Below are 19,543 nucleotides of genomic sequence, written 5' to 3' on the forward strand. Positions count from 1 at the left end.
TCTTACTTTAATTCCTCTTGCTTCATCTCATCGAAGTAATGCAGCAGAAAGCCATGGAACACCTTCGCAACGAGCGACAGCTTCTCATTAGAACGATGAATGATGCCGATATTGCGAGTCACATGCGGCTGCTCCACCCGCACTTTAGCTGGCTGTAAAATGCCTGTATGATGAAGCGCCATTGCGGGCAGCAGACTGACACCCATACCAGCGGCGACAAGCCCGCGGATCGTCTCCGTCTCCTCGCCCTCGAAGCCGATTTTCGGTGTAAATCCGGCCTCCTGGCACGCTTCCCATACGATGGGCCTCAATGAATAACCCTCGCTGAACAATACAAACGTCTCATCCTTGAGTTGGCTCAATCGAATCGAGCTCTCCCCAGCGAGAGCATGTGCTGGCGGCAATATCGCATAAAGCTCCTCTGTCAGCAGCACCTGCCCGCATACATGCTCATGCTCATCCGGAAAAGGAGAAATGAAAGCAAGATCAATCTCACCCTTTACCATATCTCGTATAAGCGACGGATACATCCCCTGCCGAAAGCGAAACTTCACATTCGGATGATGCTTGCGAAAAGCAGCTACAACCTGCGGAATTAAGGATACACCGAGGCTATGCGGAAAGCCAAGCCGAATTTCCCCTTTTTCCGGGTCAAGAAATTCATGTATTTCAACCACAGCCCGGTCCAAATCAGCCAATATGACCTCAGCCCGCTTCAAAAACAAATGACCTACAGGCGTCAATTGCAAATTTCTGCCCTTTTGTAAAAAAAGCTTTACGCCAAGCTCTTCCTCCAATTGATGAATTTGACGGCTCACAGCAGACTGAGCAACATGCAATTCTTCCGCCGCCTGTGTCACATGCTCTTTTCTCGCTACTTTGACGAAATAATAAAGCTGACGAAGTTCCATGATCTCTCCTTATCTTATCCAAACATTATCTCCGGACGATCCGCTGCCTGCGAACCATTGCCCGATCGAATAAACCATACATGAGGAAGCCGGCAAGGCCGCCACCAACATGCGCCCATAAATCTATTGTCGGCAAAATAATGGAATAAATGATACCTGCTCCCAAAATCATATATACGGTTTTGCGCGAGCCATCATCCAGCCAAGCTTTACGGAACAGCGACAAGTATAGATACGCCCCGTAAACGCCATAAATCGCACCGGATGCTCCCACTGACAAATGGACAAACTCCCCATTGCCACCTTCTGTCATAACCGTAATAACCGCACTGAACAAATTGCCGAGCAGCCCGCAAAGCAAATAAAAAACACCATACTTCACAGAGCGCAGCAGACGCTCCAAGGGCGGCGCAAACACAAGCAGGGCAAACATATTAAAAAGCAGGTGCTGAAAGCCTCCATGCATAAAGACGGACGTTAAATAGCGCCATGGCTCCAACAGCCCGTATGGATCTCCATGAAAAGTTAAAAAGGCGCCCCAGCGGTACAAGTTTTCTCCGTTAGTCGTTCCGCCATTTAAAGCAACAAATATAAAATAGAGCGTATTTAACGCGATTATCGCAGAAGTCACCGGATAAGATCTTAAATAAACGCGAAAGCTTTCGTATCTTAAAAAAATCATTAGGAATTCCCCCGCTCTAAAATTGGACAATATTGCCGAACTCCGATTATAATAAATGGGTATTGACCATTTAACTTTGAGGAGGACGTTATTCATGTCTCAAGAACGTGCTGGAGCTGCCGCATTTAAAGGCAATCCACTTACACTAGTCGGACCAGAATTGAAAGCTGGCGATAAAGCTCCTGATTTTCAAGTGAACAAAACACTCGTTGATAGCGTATCCTTGAAAGATTATGCTGGTAAAATCAAATTAATCAGCGTTGTTCCTTCTATTGATACAGGCGTATGCGACGCTCAAACTCGCCGCTTCAATGAAGCTGCTGCTACACTTGGCGACAACGTTGCTGTACTTACAATCAGCGCAGACCTGCCATTCGCCCAAGCTCGCTGGTGCGGTGCTGCAGGCATTGATAAAGTCGAGCTGCTGTCAGACTACAAACTAAAAAGCTTTGGCGAAGCCTATGGCGTTTACATTAAAGAATTCGGCCTGGATATGCGCTCGATCTTCGTAATCGATGCCAATGATACGATTCAATATGTGGAGTACCTGGCAGAAATGACAGAGCACCCTAACTACGAAGCAGCGATTAACGCAACTAAAGCGCTCGTATAATCCAGTATACAATCTTTTATCTGCACAAACAAAGCGAGTGAAGGGAAACCTTCCTCGCTTTTTGTACGTTTTATGAGTTTCCGGTCGTCTTAAAAGCAGAGAGCTTCTTGTCCAGCGTTCGATAAAGCTCAAGAATAACCCGGTAGTTCGAGCCAAGGTCGCCAAATGAGCCTCTGGAAGCCGAATAAATATCAACGGCTGCATTTACCGGATTCACGCTAATGACCGACACCGTAATGTCCATCGTTCGGCCGAAAGCCGTGCGCTTCTCCAGCACAATCTCTCCAACCGATTGCACTTCATGCAGCACCTTGTAGCCCTGCATTTTCTTCAGCGTAGATACGACTTCTTCCCAAGCCTTTTCCTTGGACAACTTGTAAAAATGGGATTTGAGCATCGGGTCTTTGGCTTTATCGCCTGTTTGTTCATGACTGCGCAGCAGCCCGATTACGGTCCGCTTCAACAAAAACGATCTCCCCCTCCAGCATCTTTGTATGTAATATCTATATTAACATGTTTTGTTACACAAAAAAAGAACCCTGAGCGTGTTAGCGCAGCAGAGTCTCTTGAGTGTAGATAAAAACCCGCCTATGCCGTCCGACTTACATGTTTCTGAACCTCGCTTTCGCAAGGTGGGTGTCCGCAGAAACGAATTTGAAGTCCCCTTTAGAGGGCATGTCAGCATCGTAACAATTTAGGTCTCCCGAGAAACAGCCATTGGTTCAAAACAACGTAAAGCCGAAACGAACATCGCAGGATGTATTGTTATTATAAACGTTACCTTTACAATTGTAAATGTCTAAACGCTTATTTATTGGACGAGCTCGAATCGCCGTCTGTAAGCTCTGCGAATTCGACCTCTTGAGCCTCCTGAGCTAGTCTTGCCTTTTCAGCCTGCTCCTGAAGCTTCTGGTAAATCATGTAGAAATTCCAGAACGACAGATAAGCGATAATGCTGCCCATAAAAAACGGAATCAAAAAGGTGAAGCGCGTGCTGATGTAGATGACCGCACCACTCATTACCGCAGAGGAGAACGAGCGTATTGGACGGCCAATCGTAATCAGAATGGCATTTTTCAACAATTGAAACGTTTTCATGTGATAATGGACAAGCATCGAGAAGAAGTTGAACAAGGAAATCACCAGCAGAAGCAGCAAAGCAATAAAGATATAAGAAATTAGGCTATACTGGTCGCGATACACAATAAAATCGACAATCATAATGGCAAACAGAATAGCGTAGAAAAACCCGCCGATCATACTTTGAAGATAATTTTCCTTATATCCTCTAAAGTAAGTTTTGAATAGCGGGACATCCGTTTCACCCATCACCCATTTGCGAGCTACTGCAAACATCGCAGCTGTAGCTGGAAATAAGGTGAAAGGAGCAACAATCGCCATGAAAATCAATGTTGTTTTAACATGGTCCAGATATGCCGCCTCATCAAGTGCTGCAGCATTCCCTGGAAATACGCCCACAAACGCCAATAATACGAAAGGAATTGAACATATTAGCCATAATACATTGATTACCGATAATCGCATAATCCATTCGGAGATGCGGTAAAAACCTCCCATTAAACCCCTTGGCTCCATGTGATCTGCCCCCACTATTCCGTCTTGTTCCTTACTATTTTGGTTGTGACATGCACCAAAGCATATTATTCAATCAAGCAGGCTGGCTTAATCAAATGAACAATAAAAAAGGGAAAGTCAGGACGCCCGTAAGGCATCACGGACTTCCCCGGTTTCTTAAGCTTGGTTATTCGGGCTTATTTCTTCATCCTGTATAAGAACAGGAAGAAATGACCCTAGTTGTTGTTATTGTTAAAGCCTTCGGACGATGGTTTTGGACGACGGTTCTCGCTAGTGCGAGGTCTGCTGCTGCCGCCATCACGGTTACGGTCATAGCTGCTGCTGCGCGAGCTGGAGCTCGAACCGCTGCCGCTTCCGCCGCCACGTCTGTCATCACGGCCACGATAGCCGCCACCGCCACTGGAGCTGCGGCCACTGCCGCCGCCAAAGGACGAGGAACCAGAATAACGACGACCATTCGAACGAATGTCCGGCTTGCGTTTTTTCGCGCGAAGCGGCTCTTCCGGTGTCAATTCAATATTGACTTCCTTCTTCTCGCCTGTCAGCAATTTCACGGCTGCTGCAAGCAAGTTAACGGAATCATATTGCTCAAGCAACTGAATGGCAATTGCTTTGTATTCCGTGAACTCTTCTTCTTGAACAACTTCGAGCAAACGCTCAGCTGTCAAGCGCTGTTTGCCTTCAATCGCTTCTGCGATGCTAGGCAAAGGTTTTTTGTTGATTTTTTGACGTGTAACTTTCTCGATGAAATGCAGGTGATCAAGTTCACGAGGCGTTACGAACGACCATGCCGTACCTTCTTTGCCTGCGCGGCCAGTACGGCCGATACGGTGAACATAGCTCTCCGGATCTTGCGGAAGGTCAAAGTTGATAACATGCGTTACGCCCGATACGTCGAGGCCACGAGCAGCTACATCCGTTGCAACCAGCACATCGATGCTGCCGTCGCGGAATTTGCGCATTACGCTGTCGCGTTGGTTTTGGGACAAGTCGCCGTGAAGGCCGTCTGCCGTGTAACCGCGTTTTTGCAAAGCTTCGCTAAGCTCATCAACACGGCGCTTCGTACGGCCGAAGATGATCGCAAGCTCTGGGGATTCCATATCAAGCAAACGGCTAAGAGCTTCAAACTTCTGACGCTCATGAACCTCAATATACGCTTGATCGATAAGCGGTGCCGTTACTTGCTTAGGAATAACCGACACATGCTCAGGGTTTTTCAGAAATTGCTGTGCAAGCTTCTGAATGTTCGGCGGCATTGTAGCCGAGAACAACATGGTGTGACGCTCGTCCGGTACTTGCTTCAGGATCGACTGAATGTCTTCCATGAAGCCCATATCCAGCATTTCATCCGCTTCATCAAGAATGACCGTCTGTACATCTTCAAGACGGATCGTCTTACGGTTGATGTGGTCAAGCAAACGTCCTGGCGTACCAATAATAATTTGCGGCTTCTTCTTCAAAGCGCGAATTTGACGTCCAATTTCTTGTCCGCCGTAAATTGGCAATGAGCGTAAACCTTTGTATCGAGTCAACTTCCCGATTTCATCAGCTACCTGAATAGCGAGTTCACGGGTAGGCGTCATAATTAAGGCGACAATGCGCTCCTCGCTTGTCGGAATTTTATTAATGAGCGGAATTCCGAATGCCGCTGTTTTTCCTGTTCCTGTTTGTGCCTGACCAATTAGATCTTGACCAGCCATTGCAATTGGAATAGCTTTGGACTGGATCGGAGTTGACTCCTCAAACCCCAGCTCCGTGATTGCTTGCAACACTTTAGGTTCCAAGCCAAATTCAGCAAATGTTTTCAAACTTTCTCATACTCCTTTTATCTGCAGCCTACTTGAAAAATATCCAAGCTATTATAGCATACAATCGTACACGTTTACCAGCGAAGCTTAAAAACAGATCAAAAGACGCACGCGTAAGCGTTTGCTTTATTTTATATTCCCTGCCCGCTGCGCGCATGGCAGTTAACCCTGTTTTTTTAAAGTTGATCCTGCTATAATGTGGTTATCCCGCTGTTTTAACGTTTTCATGCCATATGTTTTGCCCTGAACCTATGATGAAAGGGTGATGCCAGGTGGATATCGAAACCGTAACACTGTCACAAATTGTAGAGAAGCTAGCACCAGAGCTCAGTCCTTTTCTTACGGATCGGGAACTCTCGATCAATATCGTATTGAGGGACGGACTGGCTGTACTTGAACCGGCGGATGCAATGGAGATTGTTCAGCACAGCATTTGCGAGCACCAAAGAGAAGCCTTACTGCAATGACAAGGGGATATACCGATTGATAGTAAACCTGCTGACGCATGCGTCAGCAGGTTTTTTGCATGCTTTTCCCACCGGGAATTCCCGCCCAAAAATGGTGCTTTAAGCAACATTTCTCTGTGTAAAATTACGCTTTTTGAAAAAAATAAGTGTCACGCAGCCTAATTCTGCTTTATAATTTGGTAAGAAGAGCTAGCGGGGAGAGAAGGAAATGGACATCATCTTTTCAACTGTCATGCTGTTATACAGCTTATTGACGGGAAGCGGAGAGGATCATGCAGCCGCCCGGGAGCTCGCAGCCTCCGTACTAAACGCTTCACTCGGAACAACGATCGTGCAGGCGAGCCCCTCTGATGGAGAAGGCCAGGGGACGTCTGAGGCGGGCGCTAAGCATGATCCACAGAAAGATGCTCCCATTGTGAAGGGCATCTACGTGACGGCTCACAGTGCAGGTGGAGCGCGTATGGATAGCTTGCTGAAGCTCATGGATGATACGAAGCTGAACAGCATGGTCATTGATGTAAAAGACGACAACGGCTATATCACCTATCCAACCGAGACGCCGGAGCTGCTTGAGCTGGGAACTACACAGAAGTACATTCGCGATATTGGCGACTTGATGAAGAAATTGAAGCAGCATGAGGTTTACCCCATTGCCAGAATTGTCGTCTTTAAGGACACTGTGCTGGCACGCCAGCATCCGGAGCTGTCCTTCCGCCATTCCGACGGAACGATTTGGAAAAACGGCCGCGGCGAAAGCTTTGTTAATCCTTATATGAAAGAAGTATGGAGTTATAATGTAGCCGTTGCCAAGGAAGCAGCCAAGCTGGGCTTTAAGGAAATCCAGTTTGATTATGTCCGTTTTCCTGAAGGCTTTGATAAGAAAGCCGATTCGCTGAAGTATGAGAAAACCGAACAGAGCCGGGTCGATGCCGTCGCAGGATTCGTGAAATATGCCCGCGAGCAGCTTGAGCCGCTTGGCGTGCGGGTATCGGTCGATATTTTCGGCTACGCCGCATCAGTGCCTGCCGCCGAAGGAATTGGGCAGGACTTTGTGAAAATTTCCAATGATGTGCACGTCATATCCCCTATGGTTTATCCGAGCCATTACAGCACAGGCTGGTTTAAACAGAAGGTTCCGGATAAAAACCCCTATGAAACCATTGTAGGCGCTATGGAGGACACCCATGCCAAGCTTGACCCGATTGGCGACGCCAAGCCGATTATTCGTCCTTGGATTCAGGATTTTACAGCCAGCTGGCTGGGACAGGGCAATTATATGAAATATGGCAAGAAAGAAGTCGAGGCACAGATTAAGGCGCTCGCCGACACCGATATTCATGAATTTCTTTTATGGAATGCAGGCAATAAATATTCAGAGGGCGTTAATTACGAATAACCATTCAAGTAAGGCTAGCTGCTATTACTTACGCTTCTCGCCACAAGGTGAAACGGCTGTCTCCATCCTTTGGCTGCGCGGCGCGTTTCATTCCGAGAAATATAGAGAAAGGATAGCGTTAGGATATCTTTTCCTTTATTTCAAACAAATAACCTCCGGTACGCTGCCTTAAAGCGTTGCCGGAGGTTATTTGTTTGTTTTTGGAAATCAATGTTAGCCATTGCCCAGACGGGCAAGAAGGTATTATTGCGACAGGCGCAGCGCGAGCTCATACAACTCCAGGTTGAATGGCTTCTTCGTGTTGACAACCGTGTCAATATCCGTAGAAAGGAACTCTCCGCGCACGATACCGCAAGCTTTGCCCGATTCGCCAGCCATCAGCTGATGCACAGCATAATCGCCGAGACGGCTTGCCAGAATACGGTCAACAGCAGTCGGCGTTCCGCCGCGTTGAATATGTCCAAGCACGGTTACTCGCGGCTCAAGTCCACAACCACGCGTAATTTCGCTGGATACATCATGTCCATTGCCTGCTCCTTCAGCAACAACAATGATACTGTGACGCTTGCCTTTGGCAAAATTGGCTTCCATCCGCTGCGAAACTTCCGTTAGGTTGAACGGAACTTCCGGTACAAGAATCGTCTCGGCGCCGCTTGCAAGTCCCGCATAAAGCGCAATATCTCCGCAATGACGGCCCATAACCTCAACGACAGACGAACGCTCATGGGAAGACATCGTGTCGCGGATTTTGTTAATAGCATCCACCACGATGCCAACCGCTGTATCGAAACCGATTGTATAATCCGTGAAAGGAATATCGTTATCGATCGTTCCTGGCAATGCCATCGTCTTAATTCCAAGCTTGCTCAGCTTGTTAGCACCTTGATAGGAGCCGTCGCCGCCGATAACAACCAAACCGTCGATGCCGCGCCCACGCAAAACTTCAGCGCCTTTCTCCTGGCCTTCAGCTGTCATAAACTCTTTGCAGCGCGCCGTCTGTAAAATGGTGCCCCCGCGCTGAATAATATCGCCTACGCTGCGAAGATCCATTTGACGCAAATCGTCATTCAGAAGACCCTGATAACCGCGTTGTACACCGTATACTTCCAGCCCGTTATACAAAGCGCTCCGCACTACAGCGCGAACGGCTGCATTCATCCCTTGGGAGTCACCGCCACTGGTTAATACTGCGATTGATTTTACTGAAGACATAGTCATTCCTCCAAAATGATGTAATATATTGCTAAGCCTGCTGCTTCCTGATCCACACGCTGTTAATCAGGAAAAACAGGCGGGTAAGCGGACTGTTCTTCATCAGCTTGCGCGTTACGCTGCGCACTTCTTTCTGCGCACGCACCTTCGGATCGGATAAATAAAGGGCCAGCAGCCCTTCAATGATAAGGCGATGAAACCGGGAAGCCGGCAAATGCCGCACATCCTCCCTTGCCCACTCCACTATCGTACCGATCCGTTCCGCCATCAAATGGAAGCTGTCGTAATAATTGCAGAAATTCAAATCTCCGCCGGCCTGATCCTCCGCCTGATCGATCAAATAATCAAGCATAATATGCAGGCCGCATACGTGCGGAAAATAAATTTCTTTAATCGCAGCCGCATCCTGCTTCGACAGACCATCACCGCTGGCTGCTAAAAAAAGCATAAACATGCCGAGCGTCGATCCGCTGGCCGCTGCGAATTCATTCCATTGCAAGTGCGGGTAGCGCTGTGCATGCTTCTCCCACCAAGCGAGCAGCTTCGGCTCGCGCAAGTCATTGCGAATGTGCTTGTACACCTGCAAATCGCCATATAGGCTGACCAGCTCGGTTACGTCACGCTGAACGCTGGCATAGGAAGGAAGCAGCGCTGTATGGTGCTGGCACACGGCAACGAGGTGGTGCAAATATCCGCCGTCGTCCCGCTCCTTCCGGTGGGCATAATAATCCCGGAGCGGCGCTGCCGGATTAACCGCATCAAGCATGGACTGATGCAATAGGCGGAAATCATCCGCATCAAGAGAGGTGCTGCGATCGCATAAATTGTCCAGGTAGTCGCTAATCGTTTGCAGCGCAACAATAAGCGGTATAAGAATATGCCGCTGTTCCAAGTTGGCCGCTGCATACACGGCCCCACCCTGACAATGGAATTTCTTGCTCGCTATGCTGCTCAGCGCTTGCGTCCTCAGCTCCCTGTCGGGAATTTGCTCTGCCATAGCCCGCAGCTTCCCCAGCTGCTCTTCAACTTCTGGCAGCACATATTTATATACGCGATGCATAAGTTTTAAAGGCCCTCGGGGCGCACGGCTGCCTGAAAATGTCGTCAATCTCACGATGCACCTCCTCCTCTTAAAAAAATGCTGAATAACCGCCGGCTACCAGCCCATTATTACACGATGAATGAAACCTCCACTCATAAATGTACCATTTCAATAAACAATAATCCAGCAGTTCATGCTATAATGGTTTACAATCTATTAATAATTAGCTATAACACCTGTATAATCAAGGTTTTTTACAGTTATGGAGTGAATACAGCAATGACACAACTTGGCCTAGAAAAGGCGAAGCTTAACACATCCCGAGAAACGCTGCGTCTTCGCGCCTTCAGCTTTTCTGCCTATTCAACACAGGCGCTGCTCGTCTCCTACCTGCCTTTATACTTTCTGGCGCGAGGCTATTCCGAGCATCAAATCGGCATTATCTATGCAACTGGGCCCTTCATATCCGTCTTCGCCAATTTACTGCTAGGCTGGGCAAGTGACCGATTTCAGACGATAAAAAAATTATTTATATTTTTATTATTCGGGCAGCTGGTCATGATATCGCTGCTGTTTCCGATTCAAGATTTTACGATGATCTGTCTAGTGATGACGATCTTTTATTTTTTTCAGACACCTATTAATCCATTGAATGACAGTATGATTTTATTATCCAGTCAATATACAGCTGTTCCTTATGCACTCATTCGCATTTTCGGCTCGCTCGGGTTTGCGATATCCGCCTACTTGTTCGGCATTATATTGAAGCAGATGGGCTCCAATTGGACGCTGCCGCTGGCAGTCTGTACGATTACGATAACGCTGGCGCTTTCCTTCCTGCTGCGAGATTACCGAGGCAGTGCCCGCAAAGTCGATTTTAGCGGTTTCTTCAAGCTGCTGGGCAAAAGGGAGGTCGTTTCCTTTTTCGTCCTTATTTTGATCGTATCGGTCGCGCATCGTATGTACGAAGGTTTTTTGGCTGTAACGCTGCATCAAATGGGAGCTAGCGATTCCCTTGTCGGCCTCGCCTGGACCCTTTCCGCCTGCAGCGAAATTCCCGTCCTGTTTCTGCTTGGAAAGTACGGCCATAAATTCAAGGAGCTGCCGCTGCTGTTTATCGCATGTGTATTGTATGCTCTGCGAATGTGGCTGATTGGACATTTGAGCAGCCCTTATCTCGTCGTGGCGACACAGCTCATGCACAGCATTACATTCGGCATCTACTTCTCAACTGCCTTGCGTTATATTTCACAGCTCATACCCGATGAATTTCGCGCTTCCGGCCAAGCGGTATACGCCGTTGTATGGACGGGCCTTGCCGGTCTGCTCAGCGGTACCGTTGGCGGCTATGTATATGAAAGCTTCGGACGCACAGCCTTCTTTAATTTAGGTACTACCCTTGCTTTAATAGCAGCAGCAGGTTTTATTTACAAACATTATACGAGGCGCAGCGCATGAACGAGTGCCGCATGAAAGCCTCTAGCTCATGAACGAATTCAAAAAAACAGCTTGGGCTCCACATGATGATGTGGCTCCCGAAGCTGTTTTTTTGCTCTAGCCTGCTGACTATGTAGACGTTAGTCCTCAAGCTCAAAGTTTGTGTAAACGTCCTGTACATCGTCATTATCGTCGAAGGAGTCCATCATTTTGGACAGCTTGTCCGCATTTTCGCCTTCTACAGCAACCATGTTTTGCGGCAGCCAGCGTACTCCAGCGCTTACAAACGTATAGCCTTCCGCTTCAAGTGCGCCTTTCACCTGCTCGAACTCATGCGGATGCGTCAAAATCTCGAAGCTGTCTTCGTTTACGACCAGATCCTCTGCTCCAGCTTCCAGCGTCACCATCATCATCGAGTCTTCATCAATTTCTAAATCCTCACGGTCCACGACAAGCAAGCCTTTATGATCGAACATATAGGATACGCAGCCGCTTTCTCCCATATTGCCGCCTCGCTTATTAAAAGCCGAGCGCACATCAGCCGCAGTACGATTGCGATTGTCCGTCAAACAACGAACCATAATCGCGACGCCGCCTGGGCCGTAGCCTTCATACATAATTTCTTCATAATCGACCGCGTCGCCGCCCGTCGCCTTCTTGATTGCCCGTTCAACGTTGTCATTGGGCATTTGCTCCGCACGTGCATTGGCAATGGCTGTCTTCAGGCCAAAATTCGCCTCAGGATTCGCTCCGCCCTTACGTGCCTGCACATAAATTTCACGCGACAGCTTTACAAACTTATTATTTTTAGCCTGATCGGCCTTCCCTTTGCGATCCTTAAACAATTTAAACTTCATGCCACTCGCTCCTCCGACAAAGATTCCACCTAACAGTGTAACATTTCAGGCCTAATCCGGTCAAAGTCTAAAATGCGAAAAGCGCATGGCAAAATAACGTCCCTGTACTTCCTATCATTAAGAAATATAGCCTTTCTCCCTCCAATATTCCATCGCAAAATCTTCGCCACAAAAAGGTTTCGTTCCATCCAGCATATCTTGGTTGTAACGTGTAATCAGTTTTCGGCCTTTTTCAAAAAATTTGACCGCATCCAGCAGTTTAGCTCCGCCTTCGTAATTAACCATCGTATAATCGTCATCATCTTCATCTTCTGAATACTGAACGTAAACACATTCAGAGCCGTCCATATGCTTCTGTATACGGTATGAGCAATATTCGACCTTTGCCTCGCCCTGTTCATCGGTATAGTCTCTGGCCATACGCACCAAAGCCAATCGCGGGGAATCCTTGTAAAGTTCACCCTCTTGCCGAAATGAGAAATATATATCGCCGATCCATAGCCCGCTGCGCTCTTCATCATAATAATCGTTATAGGGCTCAACAAGCGGGAGAGTCAATATCTCGCGTATATGCTGCGGATCAATGAGATGACGGGCATATTCATAGGTCGATACAGCTTGCAGCAAATAAACCCAATTTTGCTGGCATAGCTGCTGGATCGCGGCCGGTGAATCATCATCGATAACCGTCCAATCTACAATCTCGTCCGTTACTTTGCGATATTTGCCCGATAACTGCCATTGCATAGGGCGCGAATGAGCTGCAGAGCCTGATTGCGCAGCAACTGGTTCTATTTTCAGCAAAGCCCCGTACTCCTCGCCATCCTGAAAATAAACGCTTCGAAAATGTCCCGAATCCGCTTCATTGCCATACGCAGTTGCACGAAAAAACTGATCGCCCAGCCAAAACTCATAGCTTGAGCTAGCAGCTTCAGGCTCTCCGAGGAAGCAAAGAGAATCCGCAGTTACCTGCTGCATATAAAGCGGCCGGAGCTGTGTATCTGCGAATAAAAAAGGAATTTGCGGTTGTTCACGAATCGGCTTGATTCGATCTTCATATAGGATAGGCTTGTCTTCTTCCAAAAGACGCAGCATTTCCTCTCGCCAGACGAACGGCTCTTCATCCTCATCTATAATAATTTCCGGAACAAAAAGCTCGGTCATGTCGAAGCCCTGCCATACACCGAAGTCGTCCCAATCTACTATGTATCGTTCAAAGGCCGATGTCCCCTGAATGCGTACTCTATATTGATCGCTCGTCATCATCAGCTCCGCCTGCATATGGCCCTCAACGATGAGATCGCCGTGATTATAATCTCCCCAAAACATTTTTTCCACCTGCAAATCGCCACCAATATGGATCTCCTGTCCACCAACAACCATATGGCTGGCGCGCATATCGCCAAGAACGATCAGTCCGGTAGCCCCGTCTGTATTTGTATTGCCAATATAGCGATCCACAATCAAATTTCCTTCAACGAGAATGAGCATAGCATCCAAGTCGAGCAGAAGCTCGCTAAGCCGCAAATCCCCTTTATAATACCAAACGTCCTCTGCTTCAAATTCGCCATCCTTTTGTTCATTGCGCAAGTAATACCAGCTCTCGCGAGGCAATTTCAGCTTAATGTCACTAAAGCTTAACCTCTGAAACACGGCACCGGCTTCCATCATTATTCTCCTCCTTTAAAAATAGTGAAAAACGAGGTTCGTCATGCTTTATTTTGCTGCAAGGCCATTTAAAAAGAGCCTTTTCCTGCTATTATTTTTACGTATTTCCCGCGCCATGGTTCTCCTTTTTCTCCCCTTTTCCACTCTTTTCAACCTATTATTCGGCACCATCCGCTGCCCATTGTCATAATGGCTTGTTAAAATGGCTTATTAAAATGCGAAAAGGAGCTCCCGGATTAACCGGAAGCTCCTGTACATGCTGCAATCAAGTATTATAAGAAACTTCGAATCTTATAATTTAACGACGTTAGCCGCTTGTGCACCGCGATTGCCTTCAGTGATGTCGAACTCTACCTCTTGGCCTTCGTCAAGCGATTTGAAGCCTTCGCTTTGGATAGCGGAGAAATGAACGAATACATCCTCGCCGCCTTCGACCGAGATAAAGCCATAGCCTTTCTCTGCGTTAAACCATTTAACTGTTCCTTTCAAATGAACAACCTCCTAAAAAAATAAACCGCTGTTTAATCAGCGTATACCCTATATTATACAGTCTTAAACTGGAAAATGCAATTAAACCCTTATTTTCAAAAATAAATCTGATCCAGGAATAAAAGGAAGTTTCGCTGGCATAAGCTCCGCCTGTCCGCCCCGCTCTGCGACAGCCTTTAGCAGCTCATCCATGTGCGGGTAAGCATTCCAGCTTAGCGACAACAGCGGGTAAATCCGCACCTGTCCGCCCGGCTTGCACAGTCGCATCATTTCCAAAACAGCCTGCTTATGGAAATTGAAATCAAACTGCTCCGCATACAAAAACAAAAAATGGCTGCATAACACAAGCGAGAAAGTTCCTTGTTCAAAAGGAAGCTCTGGCAGCTGCCCAAAACGATAACGGGCTTGCCCGTCAACAGATCGCAAATGGCTTGCAAACAGCTCAAGCGAACGCTCTCGTCCCGCGCGATGATTCGCAGCGTCCTTATAATAGCTCCAGTCGAATGCCTCCTGCAAAGCGATCAGCTTGTTTGTGGAAACTTCAATTTCTTCTGCAGATTGTGCAATCCACGACTCCACATCTCCGGCATAACGCGGATCAACAGCATGGGCATCATACCCTCGGGCACACGCCTCAGCGGTAAAAGAAGCGCCTCCGGCAGCAATGTCCAGTAGAGGCCCCGCGCCCAAATCGTCTTCTTCCAGTCCGAACATGTGTACATACTCATCAAAACCCCGGCAGGTAATAGCAACGCCTACCTGCTCATACTTCAATTGCTTCATCTTCTCAACTCTCCTCGTCTCAGCTATACTCTTCTCGCGATTACGCTCCTATCTCTATAGAAGCTTCGCCTCATAAATGCTTCTTTCCCGCATTATAGCTGATATTATAACACCGTCCCTTATTGCTTTCCACCCCCTAGATAGCTAAAATAGTAAGAATACGGTGTAAGCCGTAACGAAAGGTAAGGTGACCTACAACATGTTCAAGAAATACGAGATATTCAAAACTGACAAGTACAATATGCTGACGGTAGAAGTACAGGGGAAAACCCTCGTCGTACGAGATATTTCCGATCAATGGGGCGAAGAATGCTTTACGTTCGTAAGCCGTCCTGAAATGATGCATTGGGCCGAAAATCGCTTCCGTGCTGACCATTATGTTGGCCGCGAGGAAGAGCGGGAGAACATCATCCGTGCTTTCAAGGAAGTGTAAGCAGGAAAATTCAACCTTAACAGCGAAAACTAACGAGGCCATGTTGTGCTTGCGGCTACAGGGGGTGTACGTTTCGAGATGGATTTAATGACTAATATCATCTTTATTGTCGCATCCTTTGCACTAGGATGGATAGTCCTTGCAAAACGCGATTCTCTCGCTCCCAATTTGCGCCGCGGGCTGGCACTTGCTTCTATTGTTTTAATTGCATTCTCGTTTTTCCTCATTGTATTCAGCCTGTTTCAGATGGGAAGCTCATAAGCGCTGGCGGCAGCTGACAAGCCATACATCAAGGAGCAGCCGCCAACGCATCAAATACAAGAGCAGCCGCTTGCCACATCTAAGAGTTTAGAAAGTTCTTGTATTTCAACATAACAAGGCAGCCTCCGGTACATACTAGGTACAAATTTATGCCCGGAGGCGAACGCAACTATGAAATGGCTACCCGTCCTTGTCTCTCTAAGCCTGACAGCCGGTATTAGTGGCGCTGAGGGAATGATTCAGCCCGCCTATTCCAAAACTGCACCACATGCTACTTCATCTACCATTATACCAAGGAGGAATTCGATGAATCACGTACCTAAGCGTTCCGAAACGAAAGTAGAAGCCCGTTGGAAGCTCGAAGACCTGTTTGCAGATCAAGCTGCTTGGGATAAGGAGTTTGCCGCTGCCAAAAGCCTGATTGGCAAAATCAGCGCTTTCCAAGGCACATTGGCAGACCCGGCCCAGCTGAAAGCCTGCTTCGAGCAGGAGGATGAATTGTCGCTGCATGTGGAGCGTCTATACGTATATGCCAATATGAAGCATCATGAGGATACGGCAGAGCCGACCTATCAGGCCTTGTCCGACAAATCCAAGAAGCTGAGCGTGGAAACAGGAGAAGCCCTCTCTTTCATTACGCCAGAGGTGCTTTCCTTAAGCGACGAGGCGCTGGATCAATTGATCGCAAATCCGGAGCTGGCCACGTTCCGTCATACACTTGAAGAAATGCGCCGCCAGAAAGCCCATGTTCTTTCGAAAAATGAAGAGGCGCTGCTTGCGCAAGTAGGCAATATGAGCTCGGCTCCCGGCACGATTTTCAGCTTGCTTAACAATGCTGATTTGAAGTTCCCGAAAGTGAAGGACGAGAACGGCGAAGAGATTGAACTGACGCAGGGCCGTTACATCCAGTTCCTTGAGAGCAAAAACCGCGACGTGCGCAAAGAAGCTTTCCAAGCAATGTACGATACATACGGAAAGCTCAAAAACACAATCGGGGCCACGCTGAATGCCAATGTAACGAAAAATATTTTTTACTCCCGTGCCCGCAAGCACGATTCCGTTCTCGCCATGTCGCTCTATGGGGATAACATTCCCGAGACGGTATACACAAACCTGGTTGACACGATTCACAAGCATTTGCCGCTGATGCATCGCTATATGAACCTGCGCAAAAAGCTGCTCGGCGTCGACAAGCTTCATATGTATGATCTGTTCGCTCCGCTTGTAGAGGAATTCGATATGAACATTACGTATGAGGACGCGAAAAAAACAGTCAAAGAAAGCTTGAAGCCGCTCGGCGACGATTATTTGAACGTGCTGCAGCATGGCTTTGACGACGGCTGGATTGACGTGTACGAGAATGAAGGCAAGCGCAGCGGCGCTTACAGCTGGGGAGCGTTCGGCACGCATCCATATGTGCTGCTCAATCACAAGGACAACTTGAACAGCATGTTTACGCTGACGCATGAGATGGGCCACGCTCTGCATTCGTATTATTCTGATACGACCCAGAACTACCGCGATGCGCAATATACGATTTTCCTCGCGGAAGTGGCTTCCACGCTGAACGAAGCGCTGCTGATGGACTACTTGCTTGACAAGTCAACCGATCCGAAGGAAAAAATGTACCTGCTTACTTACTATGCGGATCAATTCCGGACGACGGTGTTCCGTCAAACGATGTTTGCCGAATTCGAGAAAATCATTCACGAAAGAAGCGAGCAAGGCGAATCGCTGACACCGCAGGATTTGAGCAAAATTTACTACGACCTCAATGTACTGTATTATGGCGACGATATGGCCGTAGATGAAGATATTGCGATGGAATGGGCACGTATTCCCCATTTCTACAACAGCTTCTATGTGTATAAATACGCGACTGGCTTCTCGGCCGCAACGAGCTTCTCCAAGCAAATTTTGGAGGAAGGCGCGCCAGCAGTCGAGCGTTATCTCGGCTTCCTGAAGAGCGGCGGCAGCGACTTCTCAATCAATATTTTGAAAAAAGCTGGCGTCGACATGTCCTCGCCAGAGCCGATTGAGCAAGCGATGAGCGTGTTCGAAAGCCTCATCGGCCAAATGGAAGAGCTAACTAAAAAATAAATTTGCGTCTCCTCTTTGACTGCCTTGTTTTCTGAGCTAAGGGGATAACCGCTAAAATCAAAAAATAACACCTTCTACTCCCGTATCAAGGAGAGAAGGTGTTATTTTATTTTGCAACTAAACCCACCAGAGGCCCAGTGTTAAGCCAACTACACCTGCAAGCAAGGATGACAGCATATTAACCCGGTCATTGTTCATAAAATCAAACCCGCGTGTCCGCTCGGTCTTTACGCTGCAGTGCGTGCGGCGCTCCGTCTCGCTGCCGCAGCTTGTGCAGCGGTACATCGCCTGCCAGGTGGCGCCGAGCCAAGAGTCGGCAAAGCATCCGGCAAAGCCAGCTATCGCCGCCGCCGCAATAAGCGCTACAGCTGAGGCTAGGCTGAGGCCGCCGCCTGCAAGCCCCGCGTTCCCAGCCTGCAAATCGGCTGCAGACGCTGGATGAAACCATGCCAGCATGATGGCGGCTACGACGCCGATGCAGGCAGCACCAGCGAGCGCCGCGAGTGAGCCGAGCCGCGTCACAGCGCCGCTCGTGCCGGGAGCGACGACTTTGCCGCTCGTCACCGAACGCGGTGGACGCTTGCTCAGCGCACCGATCTCCGTCGCCCATGTGTCGGCATTTACGGCCGCCATGACTCCAATATAGGCGAGCAGCCAGCCATCGCCGGATGCTGGAAACAGCGCATGGCCGAAGCACAGCAGCAGGCCTACTCCGCCATTCGCCCACACTTGTCCAGCGTCGCGACGTCCTGTTTTTTCATATCCCGCTTCCGCCTTCGCTTTCGCTCGGGAGTGCTTTTTCCATTTCGACCACAGGGTTGAGGTAACAAAAAACGCAATAAGACAGGCGAACCATACTGGTTCGCCCCATGTCACAAAGCCTGTTCCCATTGCCATTGCCGATAAAGCGCCCGATAGCGAAAGAGAGCGGAAACGATAGGCGACGAACGCAATTAAGCCGCTTCCAACAAGGCCGCCAAGCAGCCTGAGCCACCATTCATCGATCCAGCCTACCATTTTCTCGCTCCTCCCCAGTTCTATCTCTCAGTCCTGCCATTGCCTGCCGCCAGCGATTCGGGAAATTCGTGCAAATCATCAGCTCCCGGTCCAGCTCCGCGATTTTGCGAATAGCCTGTTCCTCGTTTATCGTCCAGGCCATCACCTGAATGCCCGCTTCCTTAAGCAGCTTCATTCGCTCCTTATTCAGCCTCGAATAATCAATCGAAAGCAAGGTCGACCCCGTCTGGCTCAGCTCCAGAGGCAGCGTCTGGCGCCAGCCGTCAATAATCAAGCCGGTACGAATACGTCCTTCCGTCAGCTTGAACAGCTTATTCAGCGCTCCGGCATAGAAAGAGGTCAGCACCACTTCATTTTCCACACCGAATCGGCGTACGCTTGCAAGCACTTGCTCCTCAAGCGCAGGATAACGAATGCCATTCGTCTTGAGCTCAATGTTCACGTTGCAGCGCCCGGCTGTTAATGCCAGCACTTGATCAAGCGTCGGTACTCCCTCATCTTTGAACAAGGGCGAAAACCAGCTGCCCGCATCAAGCGCGCCAAGCTCGGCAGCCGTCCAGTTGCGGACTTCGCCTTTGCCATTCGTTGTACGCCTTAGCTTATAATCATGAATAACGACCGGAATATGATCCTTCGATAGCTGCACATCAATTTCAATCCAAAACACATCAGGCTCTTCCATCGCCAGCTTCACCGCTGCAAGGGTGTTCTCAGGCGCACGCCCTGACCACCCGCGGTGGGCTACGCATACATTTCTTGGCTCTGCCATGC

Annotated in this window: 20 protein-coding genes and 1 other RNA gene; 7 read left to right on the plus strand and 14 right to left on the minus strand. The window is 48.5% G+C overall.

What is annotated here, in order from left to right:
• Positions 1–2: 2 nt before the first annotated feature.
• Entirely contained in the window at positions 3–911 is a 909-nt protein-coding gene (gene gltC, locus AC50X8_RS00905; RefSeq protein ID WP_494858312.1) for a glutamate biosynthesis transcriptional regulator GltC, read from the minus strand.
• 25 nt (positions 912–936) lie between these two features.
• Positions 937–1,593 (minus strand): rhomboid family intramembrane serine protease, encoded by a 657-nt coding sequence (locus AC50X8_RS00910; RefSeq protein ID WP_056029489.1) that lies wholly within the window; start codon positions 1,591–1,593, stop codon positions 937–939.
• A gap of 94 nt (positions 1,594–1,687) precedes the next feature.
• Here AC50X8_RS00910 and tpx point away from each other — a divergent pair, with 94 nt between their 5' ends.
• On the plus strand, positions 1,688–2,206 hold the full coding sequence (gene tpx, locus AC50X8_RS00915; protein WP_056029492.1) for a thiol peroxidase: 519 nt from the start codon (positions 1,688–1,690) through the stop codon (positions 2,204–2,206).
• 70 nt (positions 2,207–2,276) lie between these two features.
• Here tpx and AC50X8_RS00920 read toward each other — a convergent pair whose 3' ends face one another.
• From AC50X8_RS00920 to cshA, 4 genes are all read right to left on the minus strand, one after another.
• Positions 2,277–2,672, minus strand: a complete 396-nt coding sequence (locus AC50X8_RS00920) for a DUF1499 domain-containing protein (RefSeq protein ID WP_056029495.1) — start codon at positions 2,670–2,672, stop codon at positions 2,277–2,279.
• A 111-nt stretch (positions 2,673–2,783) separates the two neighbouring features.
• A non-coding RNA gene (gene ssrS / locus AC50X8_RS00925) (6S RNA) lies at positions 2,784–2,968 on the minus strand.
• 45 nt (positions 2,969–3,013) lie between these two features.
• Entirely contained in the window at positions 3,014–3,802 is a 789-nt protein-coding gene (locus AC50X8_RS00930) for a YesL family protein (RefSeq protein ID WP_056029498.1), read from the minus strand.
• A gap of 215 nt (positions 3,803–4,017) precedes the next feature.
• The gene (gene cshA, locus AC50X8_RS00935) at positions 4,018–5,610 is read right to left on the minus strand and encodes a degradosome RNA helicase CshA (protein WP_056029501.1); all 1,593 of its coding nucleotides are present in this window, start codon (positions 5,608–5,610) and stop codon (positions 4,018–4,020) included.
• A 272-nt stretch (positions 5,611–5,882) separates the two neighbouring features.
• Between cshA and AC50X8_RS00940 the strand changes: the two genes are divergently transcribed.
• Positions 5,883–6,077 (plus strand): hypothetical protein, encoded by a 195-nt coding sequence (locus AC50X8_RS00940; protein ID WP_046229973.1) that lies wholly within the window; start codon positions 5,883–5,885, stop codon positions 6,075–6,077.
• 208 nt (positions 6,078–6,285) lie between these two features.
• Positions 6,286–7,473, plus strand: coding sequence for a putative glycoside hydrolase (locus AC50X8_RS00945; protein WP_099519665.1), 1,188 nt, complete (start codon positions 6,286–6,288; stop codon positions 7,471–7,473).
• 243 nt (positions 7,474–7,716) lie between these two features.
• Here the strand turns inward: AC50X8_RS00945 and pfkA are convergent, their stop codons facing one another.
• The gene (pfkA, locus tag AC50X8_RS00950) at positions 7,717–8,685 is read right to left on the minus strand and encodes a 6-phosphofructokinase (RefSeq protein ID WP_056029507.1); all 969 of its coding nucleotides are present in this window, start codon (positions 8,683–8,685) and stop codon (positions 7,717–7,719) included.
• Positions 8,686–8,716: 31 nt separating this feature from the next.
• Complete coding sequence (locus AC50X8_RS00955; RefSeq protein WP_155972923.1) at positions 8,717–9,745, minus strand: tetraprenyl-beta-curcumene synthase family protein; 1,029 nt, start codon at positions 9,743–9,745, stop codon at positions 8,717–8,719.
• A gap of 261 nt (positions 9,746–10,006) precedes the next feature.
• On the opposite strand from AC50X8_RS00955, the gene AC50X8_RS00960 reads away from it, so the two are divergent.
• On the plus strand, positions 10,007–11,185 hold the full coding sequence (locus AC50X8_RS00960) for an MFS transporter (RefSeq protein ID WP_494858305.1): 1,179 nt from the start codon (positions 10,007–10,009) through the stop codon (positions 11,183–11,185).
• Between the two features lie 119 nt (positions 11,186–11,304).
• Here the strand turns inward: AC50X8_RS00960 and AC50X8_RS00965 are convergent, their stop codons facing one another.
• From AC50X8_RS00965 to AC50X8_RS00980, 4 genes are all read right to left on the minus strand, one after another.
• Positions 11,305–12,021, minus strand: a complete 717-nt coding sequence (locus AC50X8_RS00965) for a YebC/PmpR family DNA-binding transcriptional regulator (protein ID WP_056029519.1) — start codon at positions 12,019–12,021, stop codon at positions 11,305–11,307.
• Positions 12,022–12,138: 117 nt separating this feature from the next.
• Positions 12,139–13,692 carry a hypothetical protein gene (locus AC50X8_RS00970; RefSeq protein ID WP_494878141.1) on the minus strand — a complete coding sequence of 518 codons (1,554 nt, stop codon included), beginning with the start codon at positions 13,690–13,692 and terminating at the stop codon, positions 12,139–12,141.
• Positions 13,693–13,980: 288 nt separating this feature from the next.
• Positions 13,981–14,178, minus strand: coding sequence for a cold shock domain-containing protein (locus tag AC50X8_RS00975; RefSeq protein ID WP_046229980.1), 198 nt, complete (start codon positions 14,176–14,178; stop codon positions 13,981–13,983).
• 81 nt (positions 14,179–14,259) lie between these two features.
• A complete protein-coding gene (locus AC50X8_RS00980; RefSeq protein WP_494878143.1) occupies positions 14,260–14,961 on the minus strand; it encodes a class I SAM-dependent methyltransferase in 702 nt (233 codons plus the stop codon).
• A gap of 199 nt (positions 14,962–15,160) precedes the next feature.
• Here AC50X8_RS00980 and AC50X8_RS00985 point away from each other — a divergent pair, with 199 nt between their 5' ends.
• The 3 genes from AC50X8_RS00985 to pepF all read left to right on the plus strand — a co-directional run bounded on the left by AC50X8_RS00985 (position 15,161) and on the right by pepF (position 17,755).
• Entirely contained in the window at positions 15,161–15,394 is a 234-nt protein-coding gene (locus AC50X8_RS00985; RefSeq protein WP_494878145.1) for a hypothetical protein, read from the plus strand.
• Between the two features lie 78 nt (positions 15,395–15,472).
• Positions 15,473–15,655 carry a hypothetical protein gene (locus AC50X8_RS00990; protein WP_046229983.1) on the plus strand — a complete coding sequence of 61 codons (183 nt, stop codon included), beginning with the start codon at positions 15,473–15,475 and terminating at the stop codon, positions 15,653–15,655.
• Positions 15,656–15,961: 306 nt separating this feature from the next.
• Positions 15,962–17,755, plus strand: coding sequence for an oligoendopeptidase F (gene pepF, locus AC50X8_RS00995; RefSeq protein ID WP_494878147.1), 1,794 nt, complete (start codon positions 15,962–15,964; stop codon positions 17,753–17,755).
• A gap of 117 nt (positions 17,756–17,872) precedes the next feature.
• Here the strand turns inward: pepF and AC50X8_RS01000 are convergent, their stop codons facing one another.
• Positions 17,873–18,772 (minus strand): DUF92 domain-containing protein, encoded by a 900-nt coding sequence (locus AC50X8_RS01000; protein ID WP_494878148.1) that lies wholly within the window; start codon positions 18,770–18,772, stop codon positions 17,873–17,875.
• A complete protein-coding gene (locus AC50X8_RS01005) occupies positions 18,753–19,541 on the minus strand; it encodes a glycerophosphodiester phosphodiesterase (RefSeq protein ID WP_494878150.1) in 789 nt (262 codons plus the stop codon). Before AC50X8_RS01005 ends, AC50X8_RS01000 begins: the two co-directional genes overlap by 20 nt.
• Positions 19,542–19,543: the final 2 nt, after the last annotated feature.

The organism is Paenibacillus sp. JT22N15 (genome assembly GCF_059383755.1).

What these genes read in the sequence shown, in the direction of transcription:
- AC50X8_RS00990 (WP_046229983.1), top strand. Translation starts at nt 15,473, where the DNA reads ATGGATTTAATGACTAATATCATCTTTATTGTCGCATCCTTTGCACTA.
- AC50X8_RS00955 (WP_155972923.1), bottom strand. Translation starts at nt 9,745, where the DNA reads ATGCATCGCGTATATAAATATGTGCTGCCAGAAGTTGAAGAGCAGCTG.
- AC50X8_RS01000 (WP_494878148.1), bottom strand. Translation starts at nt 18,772, where the DNA reads ATGGTAGGCTGGATCGATGAATGGTGGCTCAGGCTGCTTGGCGGCCTT.
- AC50X8_RS00960 (WP_494858305.1), top strand. Translation starts at nt 10,007, where the DNA reads ATGACACAACTTGGCCTAGAAAAGGCGAAGCTTAACACATCCCGAGAA.
- AC50X8_RS00930 (WP_056029498.1), bottom strand. Translation starts at nt 3,802, where the DNA reads ATGGAGCCAAGGGGTTTAATGGGAGGTTTTTACCGCATCTCCGAATGG.
- AC50X8_RS00970 (WP_494878141.1), bottom strand. Translation starts at nt 13,692, where the DNA reads ATGATGGAAGCCGGTGCCGTGTTTCAGAGGTTAAGCTTTAGTGACATT.
- pfkA (WP_056029507.1), bottom strand. Translation starts at nt 8,685, where the DNA reads ATGTCTTCAGTAAAATCAATCGCAGTATTAACCAGTGGCGGTGACTCC.
- AC50X8_RS00910 (WP_056029489.1), bottom strand. Translation starts at nt 1,593, where the DNA reads ATGATTTTTTTAAGATACGAAAGCTTTCGCGTTTATTTAAGATCTTAT.
- AC50X8_RS00965 (WP_056029519.1), bottom strand. Translation starts at nt 12,021, where the DNA reads ATGAAGTTTAAATTGTTTAAGGATCGCAAAGGGAAGGCCGATCAGGCT.
- tpx (WP_056029492.1), top strand. Translation starts at nt 1,688, where the DNA reads ATGTCTCAAGAACGTGCTGGAGCTGCCGCATTTAAAGGCAATCCACTT.
- AC50X8_RS00945 (WP_099519665.1), top strand. Translation starts at nt 6,286, where the DNA reads ATGGACATCATCTTTTCAACTGTCATGCTGTTATACAGCTTATTGACG.
- AC50X8_RS01005 (WP_494878150.1), bottom strand. Translation starts at nt 19,541, where the DNA reads ATGGCAGAGCCAAGAAATGTATGCGTAGCCCACCGCGGGTGGTCAGGG.
- gltC (WP_494858312.1), bottom strand. Translation starts at nt 911, where the DNA reads ATGGAACTTCGTCAGCTTTATTATTTCGTCAAAGTAGCGAGAAAAGAG.
- AC50X8_RS00985 (WP_494878145.1), top strand. Translation starts at nt 15,161, where the DNA reads ATGTTCAAGAAATACGAGATATTCAAAACTGACAAGTACAATATGCTG.
- AC50X8_RS00980 (WP_494878143.1), bottom strand. Translation starts at nt 14,961, where the DNA reads ATGAAGCAATTGAAGTATGAGCAGGTAGGCGTTGCTATTACCTGCCGG.
- pepF (WP_494878147.1), top strand. Translation starts at nt 15,962, where the DNA reads ATGAATCACGTACCTAAGCGTTCCGAAACGAAAGTAGAAGCCCGTTGG.